The 17,741-nt window shown below is 64.0% G+C and carries 21 protein-coding genes; 12 read left to right on the forward strand and 9 right to left on the reverse strand.

Annotated features, from left to right (window positions below; translation table 11 throughout):
• The first annotated feature begins 47 nt into the window (after nucleotides 1–47).
• The 7 genes from CFK21_RS01790 (at nucleotide 48) to CFK21_RS01820 (ending at nucleotide 7,395) form a co-directional block, all read left to right on the forward strand.
• On the forward strand, nucleotides 48–671 hold the full coding sequence (locus CFK21_RS01790; RefSeq protein WP_197702972.1) for a thiol:disulfide interchange protein DsbA/DsbL: 624 nt from the start codon (nucleotides 48–50) through the stop codon (nucleotides 669–671).
• Nucleotides 672–829: 158 nt separating this feature from the next.
• Nucleotides 830–2,461 (forward strand): acetolactate synthase large subunit, encoded by a 1,632-nt coding sequence (locus CFK21_RS01795; protein ID WP_096364157.1) that lies wholly within the window; start codon nucleotides 830–832, stop codon nucleotides 2,459–2,461.
• Nucleotides 2,458–3,288: an endonuclease/exonuclease/phosphatase family protein gene (locus CFK21_RS01800; RefSeq protein WP_096364159.1), complete on the forward strand. Its 831-nt coding sequence runs from the start codon at nucleotides 2,458–2,460 to the stop codon at nucleotides 3,286–3,288. Before CFK21_RS01795 ends, CFK21_RS01800 begins: the two co-directional genes overlap by 4 nt.
• 67 nt (nucleotides 3,289–3,355) lie before the next feature.
• On the forward strand, nucleotides 3,356–5,026 hold the full coding sequence (locus CFK21_RS01805) for a GGDEF domain-containing protein (RefSeq protein WP_096364161.1): 1,671 nt from the start codon (nucleotides 3,356–3,358) through the stop codon (nucleotides 5,024–5,026).
• A 1-nt stretch (nucleotide 5,027) separates the two neighbouring features.
• The gene (locus CFK21_RS01810; protein ID WP_096364163.1) at nucleotides 5,028–6,020 is read left to right on the forward strand and encodes a glutathione S-transferase family protein; all 993 of its coding nucleotides are present in this window, start codon (nucleotides 5,028–5,030) and stop codon (nucleotides 6,018–6,020) included.
• A 34-nt stretch (nucleotides 6,021–6,054) separates the two neighbouring features.
• Nucleotides 6,055–6,960, forward strand: a complete 906-nt coding sequence (locus tag CFK21_RS01815; protein ID WP_096364165.1) for an HDOD domain-containing protein — start codon at nucleotides 6,055–6,057, stop codon at nucleotides 6,958–6,960.
• Nucleotides 6,961–7,050: 90 nt separating this feature from the next.
• Nucleotides 7,051–7,395 carry a pentapeptide repeat-containing protein gene (locus tag CFK21_RS01820; RefSeq protein ID WP_096364167.1) on the forward strand — a complete coding sequence of 115 codons (345 nt, stop codon included), beginning with the start codon at nucleotides 7,051–7,053 and terminating at the stop codon, nucleotides 7,393–7,395.
• Nucleotides 7,396–7,582: 187 nt separating this feature from the next.
• Here CFK21_RS01820 and tatC read toward each other — a convergent pair whose 3' ends face one another.
• From tatC to hisB, 9 genes are all read right to left on the reverse strand, one after another.
• Nucleotides 7,583–8,443 (reverse strand): twin-arginine translocase subunit TatC, encoded by an 861-nt coding sequence (tatC, locus tag CFK21_RS01825; protein ID WP_096364169.1) that lies wholly within the window; start codon nucleotides 8,441–8,443, stop codon nucleotides 7,583–7,585.
• Nucleotides 8,440–8,823 (reverse strand): Sec-independent protein translocase protein TatB, encoded by a 384-nt coding sequence (gene tatB, locus CFK21_RS01830; protein WP_096364171.1) that lies wholly within the window; start codon nucleotides 8,821–8,823, stop codon nucleotides 8,440–8,442. Before tatB ends, tatC begins: the two co-directional genes overlap by 4 nt.
• A 72-nt stretch (nucleotides 8,824–8,895) precedes the next feature.
• Nucleotides 8,896–9,123 carry a Sec-independent protein translocase subunit TatA gene (locus CFK21_RS01835; protein ID WP_096364173.1) on the reverse strand — a complete coding sequence of 76 codons (228 nt, stop codon included), beginning with the start codon at nucleotides 9,121–9,123 and terminating at the stop codon, nucleotides 8,896–8,898.
• A 38-nt stretch (nucleotides 9,124–9,161) separates the two neighbouring features.
• Nucleotides 9,162–9,482 carry a phosphoribosyl-ATP diphosphatase gene (locus tag CFK21_RS01840; RefSeq protein WP_096364175.1) on the reverse strand — a complete coding sequence of 107 codons (321 nt, stop codon included), beginning with the start codon at nucleotides 9,480–9,482 and terminating at the stop codon, nucleotides 9,162–9,164.
• A 32-nt stretch (nucleotides 9,483–9,514) separates the two neighbouring features.
• Nucleotides 9,515–9,910, reverse strand: a complete 396-nt coding sequence (gene hisI / locus CFK21_RS01845) for a phosphoribosyl-AMP cyclohydrolase (RefSeq protein ID WP_096364177.1) — start codon at nucleotides 9,908–9,910, stop codon at nucleotides 9,515–9,517.
• Nucleotides 9,911–10,066: 156 nt separating this feature from the next.
• Entirely contained in the window at nucleotides 10,067–10,840 is a 774-nt protein-coding gene (hisF, locus tag CFK21_RS01850; RefSeq protein ID WP_096364179.1) for an imidazole glycerol phosphate synthase subunit HisF, read from the reverse strand.
• A gap of 183 nt (nucleotides 10,841–11,023) precedes the next feature.
• Nucleotides 11,024–11,770: a 1-(5-phosphoribosyl)-5-[(5-phosphoribosylamino)methylideneamino]imidazole-4-carboxamide isomerase gene (gene hisA / locus CFK21_RS01855; protein WP_096364181.1), complete on the reverse strand. Its 747-nt coding sequence runs from the start codon at nucleotides 11,768–11,770 to the stop codon at nucleotides 11,024–11,026.
• Nucleotides 11,771–11,968: 198 nt separating this feature from the next.
• Entirely contained in the window at nucleotides 11,969–12,610 is a 642-nt protein-coding gene (gene hisH / locus CFK21_RS01860) for an imidazole glycerol phosphate synthase subunit HisH (protein ID WP_096364183.1), read from the reverse strand.
• 49 nt (nucleotides 12,611–12,659) lie between these two features.
• The gene (gene hisB / locus CFK21_RS01865) at nucleotides 12,660–13,250 is read right to left on the reverse strand and encodes an imidazoleglycerol-phosphate dehydratase HisB (protein WP_096364185.1); all 591 of its coding nucleotides are present in this window, start codon (nucleotides 13,248–13,250) and stop codon (nucleotides 12,660–12,662) included.
• 355 nt (nucleotides 13,251–13,605) lie between these two features.
• On the opposite strand from hisB, the gene fnr reads away from it, so the two are divergent.
• The 5 genes from fnr (at nucleotide 13,606) to ccoP (ending at nucleotide 17,727) form a co-directional block, all read left to right on the forward strand.
• On the forward strand, nucleotides 13,606–14,349 hold the full coding sequence (gene fnr / locus CFK21_RS01870) for a fumarate/nitrate reduction transcriptional regulator Fnr (RefSeq protein WP_096364187.1): 744 nt from the start codon (nucleotides 13,606–13,608) through the stop codon (nucleotides 14,347–14,349).
• Between the two features lie 243 nt (nucleotides 14,350–14,592).
• Nucleotides 14,593–16,008: a cytochrome-c oxidase, cbb3-type subunit I gene (gene ccoN, locus CFK21_RS01875; protein ID WP_096364189.1), complete on the forward strand. Its 1,416-nt coding sequence runs from the start codon at nucleotides 14,593–14,595 to the stop codon at nucleotides 16,006–16,008.
• A gap of 12 nt (nucleotides 16,009–16,020) precedes the next feature.
• Nucleotides 16,021–16,629, forward strand: a complete 609-nt coding sequence (gene ccoO, locus CFK21_RS01880) for a cytochrome-c oxidase, cbb3-type subunit II (RefSeq protein ID WP_096364191.1) — start codon at nucleotides 16,021–16,023, stop codon at nucleotides 16,627–16,629.
• A 5-nt stretch (nucleotides 16,630–16,634) separates the two neighbouring features.
• Nucleotides 16,635–16,823: a cbb3-type cytochrome oxidase subunit 3 gene (locus CFK21_RS01885; protein WP_096364193.1), complete on the forward strand. Its 189-nt coding sequence runs from the start codon at nucleotides 16,635–16,637 to the stop codon at nucleotides 16,821–16,823.
• Nucleotides 16,816–17,727 (forward strand): cytochrome-c oxidase, cbb3-type subunit III, encoded by a 912-nt coding sequence (ccoP, locus tag CFK21_RS01890; protein ID WP_096364195.1) that lies wholly within the window; start codon nucleotides 16,816–16,818, stop codon nucleotides 17,725–17,727. The genes CFK21_RS01885 and ccoP overlap by 8 nt, the downstream gene beginning before the upstream one ends.
• Nucleotides 17,728–17,741 lie beyond the last annotated feature (14 nt).

Here is a 17,741-nt window from a genome sequence, read left to right on the forward strand (position 1 = left end):
AGGGCGAGTAAACGCGACAACCAAGGGATCCAAGAATGAGAAAGTTAATGCAAACCGTTGCTGTGCTGTTCACCAGCCTGTTCCTGGCCACCGCCCAGGCGGCCAACTTCGAGGAAGGCAAGGAGTACGAGCGCCTGTCCACCGTCCAGCCGACCTCGGCACCGGACAAGATCGAGGTGGTGGAACTGTTCTGGTACGGTTGCCCGCACTGCTACCGGCTGGAGCCGCATATCGAGCAGTGGTTGGAAAGCAAACCCGATGACGTCGAATTCGTGCGCCTGCCGGCGGTCCTGAGTCCGCGCTGGGAATTGCTGGCACGGGCCTGGTATACCGCTGAACTGCTGGGCGTGACCGGGCAGATCCACAAGCCGCTGTTCCAGGCCATCCATGAGCAGCGCAAGCGGATCAACACGGTCGATGAACTCAAGGCCTTCTTCGTCGAGCAGGGCGTGACGGCAGAGGACTTCGACAAGACCTTCCATTCCTTCGGGGTGGCGGCCAAGCTCAACCGGGCGCGCGAGATGACCCAGCGCTACCGGGTGCGCGGCGTGCCAGCGCTCATCATCAACGGCAAGTACCGCACTTCGGCCTCCGAAGCCGGCAGTCACGCGGCCATGATCGAGGTGACCAATCACCTGATCGAGCAGGAACGCGCTGTTACCAGCGACTGAGATGCAGCCGTCGGGTAGGTCGGGTTAGCCCGAAGGGCGTAACCCGACGGAATTCGGCGTTGTGTCGGGTTACACTTCGCTAACCCGACCTACTTGGATAGGGTGGCCCGCCGTCATGCGGGCCTTTTTATTGTCCGATTCCTGATACCATAGACTGTATGAAAGCCGCCGAACTGTTCGTCAGGTGCCTGGAGAACGAGGGTGTGGAGTACATCTTCGGAGTGCCGGGCGAGGAAAACCTGGACGTGATGGATGCCCTGCTGGACTCCTCCATCCGCTTCGTCACCTGCCGCCACGAGCAGGGCGCCGCCTTTATGGCCGATGTCTACGGTCGGCTGACCGGCCGCGCCGGGGTCTGCCTGGCCACTCTGGGGCCGGGGGCCACCAACCTGTTCACCGGCGTGGCCGACGCCAACATGGACCATGCCCCGCTGGTGGCCATCTCCGGCCAGGCCGATACCCACCGCCTGCACAAGGAGTCCCACCAGGTGCTGGACCTGGAGCAGATGTTCCAGTCCATCACCAAGTATTCCTCGCGCGTGGTCGCGCCCAACATCATCCCCGAGGTGGTGCGCAAGGCCTTCAAGCTGGCCCAGACCGACAAGACCGGCGCGACCTTCATCGAGCTGCCGGAGAACATCATGAAGCTCGACACCGAGGAGCCGCCGCTGCGCAGCCGCCAGTCGATGCTCTCGGAGCCGCCGCAGGAGAAGGTGCAGTATGCCGCCGAGCTGATCTCGCAGGCGCGCTATCCCATCATCCTGGCCGGCAATGGCGTGATCCGCTCGCGTGCCTGGAAGGAACTGGCCGGGTTCGCCGAGCATCTCGGCATCCCCACCGCCAACACCTTCATGGCCAAGGGCGTGATCCCCTTCAAGCATCCCTTTGCCCTGGGCAGTGCCGGCCTGCAGGCCAAGGACTATGTCAGCTGCGGCTTCTCGCGTGCCGATGTCATCATCTGCATCGGCTATGATCTGGTCGAGTACCACCCGCACCTGTGGCATCCGACGCGCGACCGCAAGATCATCCATATCGACACCAGCCCGGCCGAGGTCGATGCCCACTACGAACCCGAGGTCGGCGTGGTCGGCGATATCCGTCACAGCCTCAAGCGGATTGCCGAACTGGCCACGCCGCACCAGGGCCATCCCATGCGGGTGCTGCGCGAGGCGCTGATCGAGGACATGAACCAGCATGCCCGCGACGAGGCCTTCCCGGTCAAGCCGCAGAAGATCATCTGGGACCTGCGCACCGCCATGGACCTGGAGGACATCGTCATCTGCGATGTCGGCGCCCACAAGATGTGGATGGCGCGCATGTTCCGCTGCGAACATCCCAACACCTGCCTGATCTCCAACGGCTTTGCCAGCATGGGCATTGCCGTGCCGGGGGCAATCGCGGCACGGCTGGCCTGTCCGGAGCGCCGGGTGGTGGCCGTGACCGGCGACGGTGGCTTCATGATGAACTCGCAGGAGATCGAAACCGCCATGCGGCTGGGCGTGGCCATGGTGGTGCTGATCTGGAACGACGGCGGCTATGGCCTGATCGACTGGAAGCAGCACAACACCTTCCAGCGCAGTTCCCATGTCGCCTTCGGCAATCCTGACTTTGTGAAATACGCCGAGTCGTTCGGGGCGAAGGGCTACCGCATCGAGCGGGTCGCCGACCTGATGCCCACCCTGCGCCGGGCGCTGGCCGATGACACGGTCAGTATCATCGACTGCCCGGTCGATTATCGCGAGAACCTGATCCTGACCGAGAAGCTGGGCAACCTGGTCAGCCCGCTATGAGTCCGGCCGAGATCGACACCCTGCTCGAGCACATCCCGGATCGGGACGGCACCGCCGTGGGCAATACCGGGCAGCATCTGAGTCTGCTCAGCTTCAACATCCAGACCGGCATCAGCACCTCGCGCTACCGCCACTATCTCACCCACAGCTGGAAGCACGTGCTGCCGCACGCCACCCGGTTCCACAACCTGGATCGCATTGCCCGGCTGGTGGGCCAGTACGACCTGGCCGGGCTGCAGGAGGTCGACGCCGGCAGTCTGCGCAGCGGCTTCGTCAATCTCACCGAGTACATCGCCCAGCGGGCCGAGTTCCCCTTCTGGTACGACCAGACCAACCGCCGCATCGGTCAGATCGCCCGCCACGCGCTCGGCGTGGTCAGCCGGTTCCAGTGCCACGAGATCATCGAACACCGGCTGCCCGGCCCCATCGCCGGGCGCGGCGCCCTGTCGCTGCGCTACGGTCAGGGCGAGGAGAGCCTGCTGCTGCTGATCATCCACCTCGCCCTGGGCCGGCGCGCACGGCTGCAGCAGCTCGACTACCTGAGCGAGCTGGTGAATGCGCAGCGCCACGTGATCCTCATGGGGGATATGAATTTTCCCTCCGATTCCAAGGAGATGGATTACTTCATCAACCGCACCCTGCTGACCGAGCCGGTGCACGGCCTGCATACCTTCCCCAGCTGGCGGCCCAACCGCAACATCGACCATATCCTGGTCAGCCCCACCCTGCAGGTGGACCGTATCCGGGTGTTGAATTACCCGGTTTCGGATCACCTGCCCATCGCTATGGATCTGACCCTGCCCGCATCGCTGCGCCTGAACATCTGAAGACTTCCTGCCCGGCGTCGATACAGACACACGGGGCAGTATTGAACCCACGGGATGCGCAGCCGTCATGACGGAAACCGAACACGCACAACTGGAAACCTGGAAGCGCAAGTACTACGACAGTGTCGAACAGGCCGAAGCCCGCGAGCGCCGCTGGGCGGGGATGGAGGAGTTGCTGCGCAGGACGATTACGCGCCTGAGCCTGGCCGCCGACGGTCTCGACGCCACCCTGGACCGCCAGCTGGGCGAATTGCGCAACGCCATCCGCGACCGGGCTGACGACCGCGCCCTGCAGCAGCGCATCGAAGCGATGTCGGCCACCCTGGTCAGACTCGATAGCGACCGCGCCAGCGCCGCCCGTACCCCCGGAGCGGTCGAGAGCCTGCAATTGCTGCTGGAGCAGACCCGTTTCCCGCGCGGCAAAGCGCGCCGGCTCAAGGCGTTGCGCAAACAACTCGACGCCCTGGAGGATGCCGAGGCAGCCAGGGCGGTCGACCGGGTCGCGGCCCTGCTCAACGAACTGCTCGCGGTTCAGCTGCCGCAGGCCGCAGCGCCGGCGCGCGGTCTGCGCCGCTGGCTCGGCGGCCAGACCCGCCCCGATGTGGCGGTCGAAGCCGGGGCGTCGGAACCGGGTCCGGCCGGTCCGGCGCCGCAGCAGGAAAGGATGACCGCCCCGGCGTCGGGTGCTGCCGGCCACGAACTCCTGCTGCAGCTGCTGGAACAGCTGGGGCTGCCGGAGGCCTTCGACGCCCGCATTGAGGCGCTGCAGCAGCGGCTGGAGGAGGACAGCGACTGCGATACGCTGGCCGCCCTGCATGAGATCACCGACATGGTGGCCGAGATGCGGGTGCAGTTGCAGCGCGAAAAGCAGGAGATCGAGGACTTTCTGCAGCAGCTCACCGACCGGCTGCAGGACGTCGACAGTTTCGTCAAGGGGGCGGAAGGCGAGCGCCAGGCTGCCTACGAGCAGGGGCGGGAACTGGGCGATGCGGTCCAGGCCCAGGTGCGCGGGATCGAGTCCGATGTTCAGGACGCCCAGGAATTGAGCCAGCTCAAGCAGACGGTACAGGCGCGCATCGACGCCATTGTCGAACACGTCGAACAGCATCGCCAGGCCGAAACCGCGCGCAATCAGGCCGCCGATGCCCGTGTGCAGACCCTGCAGCAGCGGTTGCACGACCTGGAAGGCGAGGCCGCCGAACTGCGCGAGCGGGTGCGTCAGCAGCGCAGCCAGGCCCTGACCGATGCCCTGACCGGCATCCCCAATCGCCTGGCCTGGGATGAGCGGGTGCAGCAGGAATACGCCCGCTGGAAGCGTTTCCAGACCCCGCTGGCGCTGCTGGTCTGGGATGTGGACAATTTCAAACCGATCAATGATGAATACGGACATAAGGCCGGCGACAAGGTGCTGCGGGTGATCGCCGGCCTGCTGGCCGACAACATCCGCGAGACCGATTTCATCGCCCGCTTCGGCGGCGAGGAGTTCGCCATGCTGGTCACCGGCGCCGGGGTCGGGGATGTGAGCCGGGTGGCAGAGAAGCTGCGCGTGGCCATCGAAGCCTGCGGGTTCCACTATCGCGGCCAGGATGTCTCCATTACCATCTCCTGCGGCATTGCGCTGTTCGCCGACGGCGATACCGTCGAGGCGGTGTTCGAGCGTGCCGATCAGGCCCTGTACCGGGCCAAGGAACAGGGGCGCAACCGCTGCGTGCTGGCAGAGGCGGTCGACGGAGGTTGAGATGAGTCTGATGGTCAATGGCGAGTTGCGCGAAGGCTGGTTCGACAGTGAGCAGGAGGACGGCGAATTCGTCCGCAGGGAATCGCAGTTCCGCAGCTGGGTCACGCCCGACGGCAGTCCCGGTCCCGGCGGCGAGGGCGGCTTCAGGGCCGAGCCGGGGCGCTACCATCTGTATGTCTCCTACGCCTGCCCCTGGGCTCACCGGACCCTGATCCTGCGCCGGCTCAAACGGCTGGACGCGGTGATCAGCGTCGACGTGGTGCATCCGCACATGGGCGAGCCCGGCTGGCACTTCGATGCGTCCTTTCCCGGCGCCACGGCCGACACGGTCAACGGCTGCGACTATATGCACGAACTCTACCGGCTGGCGCAACCGGACTACACCGGCATCGTCACCGTACCGGTGCTGTGGGATCGCGAGCGGCGCACCATCGTCAACAACGAGTCGGCCGAGATCATTCGCATGCTCAATTCCGCCTTCGATGCCTGGGGGGATGCGCAACTCGATATGTATCCCGTCGGGCTGCGCGATGAAATCGACGCCATCAACGCCTTCGTCTACGAGAACATCAACAACGGTGTCTACCGGACCGGTTTCGCCACCAGCCAGGCCGCCTATGACCGGGCCTTCGACGCCCTGTTCGCAGCCCTGGACGAAATCGAGGTCCGCCTGTCACGGCAGCGCTATCTGGTCGGCGGGCGGCTGACCGAGGCCGATTGGCGGTTGTTCACGACCCTGGTGCGTTTCGATGCAGTCTATGTCGGTCACTTCAAGTGCAATCGCAATCGCATTGCCGATTTCCCTGCCCTGTCGAACTATCTGCGCGAGTTGTACCAGTACCCCGGCATCGCGCAGACCGTGAACCTGGAGCACATCAAGGCGCATTACTACTGGAGCCACCCCTGGCTGAATCCGTCGCGCATTGTGCCGGGTGGGCCGCGTCTGGATCTGGCAGCCGCGCATGACCGGGATCGATACCCGGCACAGCCCTGATCTCCGTTCACGGTGAACCACAGAGTCGGCACGCATGCAGATCGAACAGCTGATCCGGGACAACGCCGACCTGCTGTCGCTGCCCGAGGTCTGTCTGCAGATCCAGCTGCTGGCCGACGACCCCGAGGCCGGGAGGGAGGATTTCGCGCATATCATCATTCAGGATCCGGCTTTCACCGCGCAGCTGCTCAAGCGGGTCAACAGCGCTGCCTACGGCCTGCCTTCCCGGGTCGATACCGTCTCCCGTGCCGTCGGTCTGGTCGGCATCAATGAACTGCGCAAGCTGGCCCTGGCCATGGCGGCGGTAGAGGTGTTTCGCGGCCAGCCACTGCAGGGCTACGACATGCTTACCTTCTGGCGTCACGGCGTGTTCGTCGCGCTGGTGGCACAGGGGCTGGCCCGTCAGGCAGGTGTGCTGCATGCCGAGCGCTTGTTCATTGCCGGGCTGCTGCACGACATCGGGCACCTGGTGATGTTCACCCGGATGCCGCATGCGTGCGTCCGCCTGGGCCCGGCGGTGCTGGCGCACGCCGAGGATCTGTGCGAGCAGGAGCGTGCGCTGCTGGGCTGGGATCATGCCGCCCTCGGCGGCGCCCTGCTGCGGCACTGGCAGCTGCCAGAGGAATTGTGCCTGGCGGCCGCGTGTCACCATGCCCCGCTTGGACTGGAACAGGGTGCCCGCGAGACGGCGCTGGTGGCGCTGGCCAATCAGGTCGCCCACGCCGTCGAGCAGCAGCCGGGGCCAGCAGCAGGCGCCGAACACGATCCCTATACCCGTTTCATCGAGATCGAGGATGCGGCACCGGTGCTCGCCGCGCTGGGGCATGTCCCCAGGGAGCTCTGGCGGCAGGCCGGGGTCGGCCCGGCGGCGGTGCCCGGGTGTCTGCAGCAGGCCGGCGGCGAATTCGATGCCCTGCTGGAACTGTTGTACGGATTCTGAGTCCTGCCGCCGGGCGCCGGTGCGGCTTCACGTTTTGTGCCGCGGGGATATCTGTTATGTTCAGGGCTTCGCCCAATGGGAGGGACGAGTATGAGCGATAAGCCCGTCATTACTGACGATCCGCTGTACCAGCTGCTGCGCCACGGCAAGATCGAGGAATTCAATACCCTGAAGCAGGGCGGCGAGGCTGTGCGCCTGAACGGTACCGATCTGCGCGGGCTGGACCTGCGCGGGCTGGATGCCGGCGGCATCGATTTCAGTAATGCCTATTTCCGACAGGCGGACGTGCGCGGCATCGATTTCTCGGCCTCCAATCTCGAAGGCGCGAGCATCCATGCCGCCAAGATCTCCGGTGCCTATTTTCCGTCCGAACTCGATCCCGAGGAGATCACCCTGTCGCTGATCCACGGTACCCGGATGCGGTATCGGCGTTGAGTCGGAGAGGACGGGAAAGGTCTCAACGCAGAGGCGCCAAGGCGCAGAGGACGCCAAGTCGAAATAAAGATCAATCAAGCCGGGATATGGTGGCCAGCACAGATTCGACTGTGCAAACAGCATTCTATGCTTTGCGTGCCCTGCGCCTTGGCGTCTCTGCGTTGAAACAAGGTTTCAATCACAGCCATCAGTCACGATCGGACTTCTCCGACTTCTCGATCTCGTCCAGTTCGGCGTCCATTTCCTCATCGGTCATCGGCCGGTAGGCGTCGTCCCCGGCTTCTTCCGCGGCCGCTTCCTCGGCGCGGCGGCGTTCGAAGGAACGTGACAGCAGCACCCCGATCTCGAACAGCAGCCACATGGGCAAAGCCAGCAGGGTCTGGGAGATGATGTCCGGCGGTGTCAGCACCATGCCGATGACGAAGGCGCCGACAATGATGTAGGGCCGTTTCTTTGCCAGTGCATCCGGGGTGGTGATGCCCATCAGCACCAGCAGGAAGGTGGCCACCGGCACCTCGAAGGCGGCGCCGAAGGCGAAGAACAGCATAAGTTCGAAATCGAGGTACTTGCCGATGTCCGGCGTCACCGCCACGCCCTCGGGTGCGGTGCCGGTGAGGAAGATGGACAGGATGGGCAGGATCACGAAATAGGCGAACGCCGCGCCGGCATAGAACAGCAGGGTACTGGAGGCCAGCAGCGGCACCGCCAGGCGTTTTTCGTGCTTGTACAGTCCCGGTGCGATGAAGCCCCACACCTGGTACAGCACGTAGGGCATGGCCAGGAAGATGGACAGTACCAGGGTGGCCTTGAGCGGGATCAGGAAGGGCGCGATCACCTCCACTGCGATCATCGATGTGCCTTCCGGCAGGTGCCGGGACAGCGGGTCGGCGAGGATGGCGAAGATCCGGTCCGCAAAGGGGGCCATCACCAGGAACAGCGCCAGCACCACCACCACCATGCGCATGAGGCGGTCGCGCAGCTCGATGAGGTGCGCCATGAACGGCTGTTCGACCTCCAGGTCGGGGTCGTTCCGATCGGGGCGGCTCATGATTCGCTGTCAGACCTGGGCCTGGATGCGGACCCGGATGGCGGGCTGGGCGGGGCAGGGCGATCTTCGTCCTGCGCACCGATGTCACGCAGTGATGAGGTGGCCTCGTCGATGCTGGACTTGGCGTCGCGGGCTACGGAACCGGTCTCTTCTATGATCTCGTGCAGGGGGTTGCTGTCGGCCTGCTTGGCCAGGGTCTGCTTGAGTTCCTCGGCCGCAAGCTCGCGCTGCACATCGGCCTTGACCGTGCGCACGACGCCGCGTGCCTTGCCCAGCAGCAGGCCGACCGTGCGCGCCACCTTGGGCAGGCGTTCGGGGCCGATGACCAGCAGGGCGATGATCATCAGCAGACCCAGTTCCCAGAAGCCGATATCAAACATGGCGCGGACGCATGGCGGGGTTCAGGTGTGATTGCGGCCGGCGGCGGCCGGCGCGGACATTGCCGGACAGGTTCAGACCTTGTCCTTCTCGCGAGTGGATTCGCCCTCGATGGTGCGGTCCTCCCCGGCCTGATCCTCGAGCTGTTCCTTGTTGACCTCCTCGTCACCTTCCTTGACCGCGTTCTTGAAGCCCTTCACGGCCGTGCCCAGATCCCCGCCCAGGTTGCGCAGGCGCTTGGCGCCGAACAGCACCAGCACGATCGCCAGGATGATTAACAGTTGCCAGACGCTGATTCCCATAATAACTCCCGCCGCTCAGCGGCGCTGATGATCCAACCTTACTTTTGCCGGCGCGCGGCCTTCTCGTCCAGACCGGACAGGCCGAAACGCCGCTCGAGTTCACTCAGCACATCCTCGGGCCCCAGGCCCTGGTGTGCGAGCATGACCAGGGTATGAAACCACAGATCCGCGGTCTCATAAACCAGCTGCTCACTGGAGCCTCCCTTGGCCGCGATAACGGTCTCGGTGGCTTCCTCGCCGACCTTCTTCAGGATCGTGTCCAGCCCCTTGGCGTAGAGCCCGGCCACGTAGGAACTGTCGGGATCGGCCTGCTTGCGCGCCTCCAGTATCCCGGCCAGGCGCTCCAGTGTGTCAGTCATGGTGCATCCTCAGTGTTACTGCACAAAGACGCTCAAGGCTGGCGGTATATTTCCCCCGGATCCTTGAGCACCGCTTCGACCGCCTGCCAGTCGCCGTCCTCGAGCCGGAAATAGAAGCAGCTGCGTCTGCCGGTATGGCAGGCGATGCCGCCCACCTGTTCGATTTTCAGCAGCACCACGTCCTTGTCGCAATCGACCCGGATCTCGCGGATCTGCTGGACATGACCGGACTCCTCGCCCTTGGGCCAGAGTCGGCCGCGGGAGCGGGAGAAGTATACCGCACGCCCCTCGCGGGCGCTCATGGCCAGCGACTCCCGATTCATCCAGGCGAACATCAACACCTCGCCCGTATCGGCATCCTGGGCGATGGCCGGCACCAGGCCGTCCTCGGTCCACTTGATCTCGTCGAGCCAGTTTTCGCCTGTCATGAAACAATTATAAAGTGATCTGCAGGGCGCGCGAAGAGTGCAGGGATTTTTATGACCGGATTCGGCGCGGGTGTTTCGGATTGGAACGCCGGCCGGGCCGGCCGACGCCCTGTACGGTTGGATGGGGCAGAGGCTTTCTGCCGATATTAGAGCAGGCTACAGCCTCACCTCGATGCCCTCGCGGGCCATGAGCTGCTTTGCCTCGCGGATGCTGTGCTGGCCGAAATGAAAGATGCTGGCGGCAAGAACGGCGTCGGCATGACCCTCGCGGACGCCCTCGGCCAGGTGTTCCAGCGTGCCGACGCCACCGGAGGCGATCACCGGAATCTCCACGGCATCGGCGACCGCCCGGGTCAACTCGAGGTCGAAGCCGCTCTTGGTGCCGTCGCGATCCATGCTGGTGAGCAGGATCTCGCCGGCGCCGTAGGCGGCCATGCGCCGGGCCCATTCCACCGCGTCCAGGCCGGTGGGTTTGCGTCCGCCGTGGGTGAAGATCTCCCACTTCAGTGGCTCGCCGGGCCCGCTGACCTGCTTGGCGTCGATGGCCACCACGATGCACTGGGAGCCGAAGCGTTCGGCCGCCTCGCGCACGAACTCGGGCCGGAACACTGCCGCGGTGTTGATCGCCACCTTGTCGGCGCCGGCGTTGAGCATCCTGCGGATGTCGGTCAGCTCGCGGATGCCGCCGCCCACGGTGAGGGGAATGAAGACCTGCCCGGCCACCTGCTCGACGACGTGCACCAGGGTCTCGCGGTCGTCGGAACTGGCAGTGATATCGAGGAAGGTGATCTCGTCGGCGCCCTGTTCGTCGTAGCGGCGTGCCACCTCGACCGGGTCGCCGGCGTCGCGGATATCGACGAACTTCACGCCCTTGACCACGCGGCCGGCGTCGACGTCGAGACAGGGGATGATGCGTTTGGCCAGGGTCATTGCGGGTTGGCTCTTGAAAATGAAAACATTCAACGCAAAGGCGCGGAGGCGCAGAGAAAACCAAGAATATGCAGGCCGTCGATTCGCAGACCCGGATCCCGTTCGGACTCATAACAGAAATTCATAATGACTTTGCGGCCTCTGCGTCTCGGCGTCTTTGCGTTAATCATGGGTTTTGCCGGGCTACTCACCGTCGCAGTCGTTGTCCTGCACGTACTTCTGCGCCTCGGCCAGGTCGAGGGTGCCCTCGTACAGGGCGCGGCCGATGATTGCGCCCGTGATGCCCTCGTCGGCCACCTCGCACAGGCGTTTGATGTCGTCGATGTTGGTCACGCCGCCGGAGGCGATGACCGGGATGGTGATGGACTGGGCGAGCTTGACGGTGGCGTCGACGTTGACACCCTCCATCATGCCGTCGCGGCTGATGTCGGTATAGACGATGGCCTCGACGCCGTCGCGCTCGAAGCGCTGTGCCATGTCGATCACATCATGGTGGGACAGCTTGGACCAGCCGTCGATGGCCACCTTGCCGTCGCGCGCATCCAGGCCGACGATGATGTGACCGGGGAATTCCATGCACAGGTCGTTGATGAAGTGCGGGGTGCTGACCGCCTTGGTGCCGATGATCACGTACTGCACGCCGGCGTCGAGATAGGTCTGCACGGTGTCCTCGTCGCGGATGCCGCCGCCGACCTGGATCGGCAGTTCGGGGAAGCGCTCGGCAATGCGCTGGATCACGCCGGCGTTGACCGGCTGACCGGCAAAGGCGCCGTTGAGATCCACCAGGTGCAGGCGCCGGGCGCCGGCGTCCACCCAGCGCTGGGCGACCTCGACCGGATCCTCGGAAAATACCGTGGCGTCCTCCATCCGGCCCTGACGCAGGCGCACGCACTGGCCGTCCTTGAGATCGATGGCGGGTATCAACAACATGGTAAGCTTCCCCTGATTATGCGGTGTTGTTGTGTTTGAAATTGGACGACGTCATTTCCGTGCCGGCCTGCGCCGACAGGCTCCGGTGGGAATCCATAAACCGATGTGGCCACTGGATCCCCGCCTGCGCGGGGATGACGATGTTTTCGGTGTTGCAGCCGGATTTTCAGACCGCGGTGTAAAGGCACAGTCGTTCCTTCAGTTTCCATCCCAGCGCAGAAAATTGGCCAGCAGCTGCAGCCCGGCGTGCTGGCTCTTTTCCGGGTGGAATTGCACGGCAAACAGATTGGCATGGGCCACGGCGGATGTGAAGTCGATGCCGTAGGTGCAGACTCCGGCCCGATCTTCCGCGCGTGCCGGAGTGACGTAGTAGCTGTGCACGAAATAGAAGCGCTCGTCCTGGTCGATGCCCTGCCACAGGGGGTGATCGCTGTGGTGGACGGCGTTCCAGCCCATGTGGGGGACCTTGAGCGCGGCGCCGGTCAGCGGGTCGGGCATGTCAGCGGGGAAGCGGGTGACGCGGCCCGGGATCAGGCCCAGGCAGTCGGTGCCGCCGTTCTCCGCGGAATGCTCCATCAGGGCCTGCATGCCGAGACAGACGCCGAGCAGCGGCCGGCTGACCGCCACCTCGCGGATGACGTCGTCCAGGCCGGTACGTCGCAGTTCCTCCATGCAGTGGCCGATGGCGCCCACGCCGGGGAAGATGACCCGGTCGGCGTCGAGGATATGCGCCGGGTCGGCGCTGATCCGGATGCGGGTGTCGGCGCCCACATGCTCCACCGCCTTGGCGATGGAATGCAGGTTGCCCATTCCGTAATCGATGATGGCGAGGCTGTTCATGGTCGGCTCGGGGTCGGGATGCTGCGCCCGGACAGGCTGTATCTCAGGCTCAGAGGCTGCCCTTGGTGGATGGGATCTGGTCCGCCATGCGCGGATCGGCCTCCAGCGCCATGCGCAGTGCCCGGCCGAAGGCCTTGAACACCGTCTCGGCGATGTGGTGGGCGTTCCTGCCGCGCAGACAGTCGATGTGCAGGGTGGCCGGCACATGATTGACGAAACCCTGGAAGAACTCGTGGAACAGGTCGGCATCGAAGTCGCCGATATGGCTGCGGGGGAACTCGACCTGGTATTCCAGCCCCGGGCGGCCGGAGAAGTCGATCACCACGCGCGAGAGCGCTTCATCCAGCGGCACGTAGGCGTGGCCGTAGCGGCGGATGCCGCGCTTGTCGCCCAGCGCCTGGCAGAAGGCCTGGCCCAGGGTGATGCCGATGTCCTCGACCGTGTGGTGGGCGTCGATGTGCAGGTCGCCCTCGGCCCGGATGTCGAGGTCGATCAGTCCGTGCCGGGCCACCTGATCCAGCATGTGCTCCAGGAAGGGGATGCCGGTCTCCAGCCGGCTTTCGCCGGTGCCGTCCAGGTTGACCCTGACCTGAATGCGGGTTTCCAGGGTGTCGCGTCTGAGTTCGCTCTGCCTCGCCATGCGGGTTCTCTAACTGGGCAATCCATAACAGAAAAAGATGTGTAAGCCTGCATCCTAGCAGGACTTCTCCCGCAGGACCATGCCTGTTGCCGGCACCTTTCGCCGCTGCGGGCTGGCGCAGACCACCGATATATACTACACGTTTGTTAAATCACGCATCAGTTTATTGATTTGCATCAAGCGATCTGGTCAAATCCTATCGATATGTGCCATCGGCAAATCCGTTGTGCGCACAGGCGCTGCGAGCCACGCAATAGTATGCCAGTAATAGCTTGTTTTAAAAGGGTTTTTACGTGCGGCCGAACAGGTGTTGCGAAGGATCGGCGGATGGACAGAGTGTAGGGGCAAACCAGTTATGAGCGTACCGGAATCCGGAGTGATCAGCCTGAAGCGCCTGCAGACGGCGTGTGAATCCTGCAGCCTGTTCCAGTTGTGCCTGCCGCTGGAACTGGCGCACGCTGACCTGGAGGAACTCGATCACATCATCAAGCAGCGCCGGCCGCTGCAGCGCGGCGAGTACCTGTTCCAGATGGGCAACGAGTTCCGCGCCGTCTATGCCATCCGTTCCGGCTCGATCAAGACCTTCACCACTACTGACGGCGGCGAGGAGCAGGTTACCGGTTTTCACCTGCCCAGCGAACTGGTGGGGCTGGACGCCATCACCACCGGCAACCATCCCTGCTCGGCCCGCGCGTTGGAGACCACCAGCGTGTGCGAGATCCCCTTCGATCGCCTGGAGGAACTGGGCAGCCGCATCCCCGGTCTGCAGCGTCAGTTGCTGCGCATCATGAGCCACGAGATCCTGACCGAGCAGGACACCATGATCTGGCTGGGCAAGAAATCCGCCGAGGCGCGCCTGGCCGCGCTGCTGCTGCGGTTGTCCAGCCGCTTCAAGGCGCGCAAGTTCTCCGCCTCCGATTTCAACCTGAGCATGTCCCGCACCGACATCGCCAACTACCTCGGCCTGGCGGTGGAAACGGTCAGCCGCCTGTTCTCGCGCTTTCAGAGCGAGGGCCTGCTGGAAGTCGACCGCAAGCATGTCCTGATCAAGGACATGGGCGCCCTGGAGCGCATGGCGGGCGCCGACCACCACAACTGAATACCTGAGTCTTTACCTCGCCTTTCCGCCGACCGCCCGAGCAGTCGGTTCTGCCTGATTGTTGACATGGGTCATTGTCCCTGCTGCCCGCTCACAGCACAGTAGCGACTGTGTCATATCCCGCACCCCGCGGCGGCGTGCCGCCGCTGGAACGGAGTGAACACAGCCTGCAGTGCCAGGAATGAACGGCGTCCAGGCGCCGTTCAGCTTCCCAATTCGTGACGGTAAAGCAGAGGTTGACTCATGGATACTTCGACCACCTACAACTATAAGGTCGTACGCCAGTTCGCCATCATGACGGTCGTCTGGGGCATCGTCGGCATGCTGGTCGGCGTGGTGATTGCCGCGCAGCTGGTCTGGCCGCAGCTCAATTTCGACATCCCCTGGCTGACCTACAGCCGCTTGCGGCCGCTGCATACCAATGCGGTGATCTTCGCCTTCGGCGGCTCGGCCCTGTTTGCGACCTCATACTATGTGGTGCAGCGCACCTGCCAGGCGCGGCTGTTCTCCAACGGCCTGGCGGCCTTCACCTTCTGGGGCTGGCAGGTCGTGATCGTCGCCGCCGCCATCACCCTGCCGCTGGGCATTACCGCCAGTAAGGAGTACGCCGAACTGGAGTGGCCCATCGATCTGTTGATCACGCTGGTATGGGTTGCCTATGCCGTGGTCTTCTTCGGCACCATCGTCAAGCGCCGGGTCAAGCACATCTATGTGGCCAACTGGTTTTACGGCGCCTTCATCCTGACGATTGCGGTGTTGCACGTGGTCAACAGTGCCGCGCTGCCCGTGACGGCGACCAAATCCTACTCGGTCTATCCGGGCGCGATCGACGCCATGGTGCAGTGGTGGTACGGCCACAATGCGGTGGGTTTCTTCCTCACCGCCGGCTTTCTCGGCATGATGTACTACTTCGTGCCCAAGCAGGCCAACCGCCCGGTCTATTCCTATCGCCTGTCGGTGGTCCACTTCTGGGCGCTGATCTCGACCTACATGTGGGCCGGTCCGCACCACCTGCACTACACGGCGCTGCCGGACTGGGCCCAGTCGCTGGGCATGGTGTTCTCGCTGATCCTGCTTGCGCCCAGCTGGGGCGGCATGATCAACGGCATCATGACCCTGTCCGGCGCCTGGCACAAACTGCGCACCGACCCCATCCTGAAATTCCTGATCGTCTCCCTGTCCTTCTACGGCATGTCGACCTTCGAAGGGCCGATGATGTCGATCAAGACGGTCAACGCCCTGTCCCACTACACCGACTGGACCATCGGCCACGTGCATTCGGGTGCGTTGGGCTGGGTGGCCATGGTGTCGATCGGCTCGCTGTACTTCCTCATTCCGCGCCTGTTCGGGCGTGAGCAGATGCATTCGATCAAGTTGATTGATGTGCACTTCTGGGTGGCCACTATCGGCGTGGTGCTCTACATCGTCGCCATGTGGATCGCCGGCATCATGCAGGGCCTGATGTGGCGTGCGGTGAATGCAGACGGCACCCTGACCTACAGCTTCGTCGAGTCGCTGGAGGCCATGTATCCCTACTACTTCGTGCGTCTGCTCGGTGGGGTGGTGTTCCTGTCCGGCATGCTGATCATGGCCTACAACGTGATCAGGACCATCCAGGGCAATAAGCCGGTCGAAGCCGCCATTCCGCAGACCGCCTGAGGAGGATACGTCATGAGTCATGAAGTCGTTGAAAAGAATGTCGGCCTGATGGCGATCCTGGTGCTGCTGGTGATCAGCGTCGGCGGCCTGGTGGAAATCGTGCCCCTGTTCTTCCTCAAGAGCACCACCGAACCGGTGGAGGGGCTCGAGCCCTACACGCCGCTGCAGCTGGAAGGCCGTGACATCTATGTGCGCGAGGGCTGCTACGTCTGCCATTCGCAGATGATCCGCCCCTTCCGCGCCGAGACCGAACGCTACGGCCACTACTCGGTGGCCGGGGAGTTCGTCTACGACCGTCCCTTCCAGTGGGGCTCCAAGCGCACCGGCCCGGACCTGGCCCGTGTCGGCGGCCGCTACTCCGATGACTGGCACCGGGTGCATCTGATCAATCCGCGCGACGTGGTACCGGAGTCCAACATGCCGGGCTTCCCCTGGCTGGAGGAGAACGTCCTCGACGGCGCCCACACCGCCAGGAAGATGGAGGTGCTGCGGACCCTGGGCACGCCCTATACCGACGAGCAGATCGCCGGTGCCGAGGCCGCGGTCAAGGGCAGGACCGAGATGGAGGCCCTGATCGCCTACCTGCAGAACCTCGGTACCGCGCTCAAGACCCGGAGGTGAGCACGATGGAATTCGATATCAACACAGTACGATCGATCTTCACTGTCCTGGTCTTCGTCGCCTTCATCGGCGTCTGGATCTGGGCCTGGAGCAGCAAGCGCAAACCCGATTTCGACGAGGCGGCCAATCTGCCCTTCGCCGAGGACGATAACCCTGTGCGTGCAGGCAATAAGAAGGAATCGACCCATGGGTGACTTCACATTCTCGAGCGATTTCTGGAGTTGGTGGGTGATCGTGCTCACCGTCGGCAACATCCTGGGCTGCTGGTGGCTGATCGTCTGGACCATGAAGAAACGCGCCGGCGAGGCCGCCAGCGGCGATGTGACCCACCACACCTGGGACGAGACACTGCAGGAGTACAACAATCCGCTGCCGCGCTGGTGGCTGTGGCTGTTCTACATCACCCTGGTGTTCGCCGTCATCTACCTGGTGCTGTACCCCGGGCTGGGCAAATTCCGCGGCGTACTGGGCTGGACCGGCGAGGTGCGCTACGAGAAGGAAATGGCGCAGGCCGAGGCCAAATACGGTCCCATCTTCGCCAATTACGCCGAGCAGGAGATCCCGGCACTGGCGGCCGACGAGGAGGCGGTGCGCACCGGCCGGCGGCTGTTCCTGAATTACTGTGCCACCTGTCACGGCTCGGATGCCCGCGGCTTTCCCGGGTTTCCCAACCTGACCGACGACGCCTGGCTCTTCGGCGGTGACCCGGCCAGCATCAAGACCAGTATCCTGAACGGCCGCGGTGGCCAGGGTCTGATGATGGCCTGGGAGGGGCAGCTGGGCGAGCAGGGCGTCGATGAAGTGACCGAGTACGTCCTGCAGATCAACGGCCGCGAGGTGAACACGGAGCTGGCCCGGAAAGGCCAGCAGCATTACCAGCAGATGTGCGTGTCCTGCCATGGCATCGAAGGCAAGGGCAACCAGGCGCTGGGTGCGCCGGACCTGACCGATGCCGCCTGGCTCTATGGCGGTTCGCCGGGCACCATCCGCGAGAGCATCGCCAAGGGGCGCAATGGCAGGATGCCGGCCCACAAGGACTTCCTCGGAGAGGACAAGGTGCATCTGCTGGCGGCCTACGTCTACAGCCTGTCGAACTGAGTAGCGCCAGAACT

Origin of the sequence: Thiohalobacter thiocyanaticus (genome assembly GCF_002356355.1) — a bacterium.
GTDB lineage: Bacteria > Pseudomonadota > Gammaproteobacteria > Thiohalobacterales > Thiohalobacteraceae > Thiohalobacter > Thiohalobacter thiocyanaticus_A.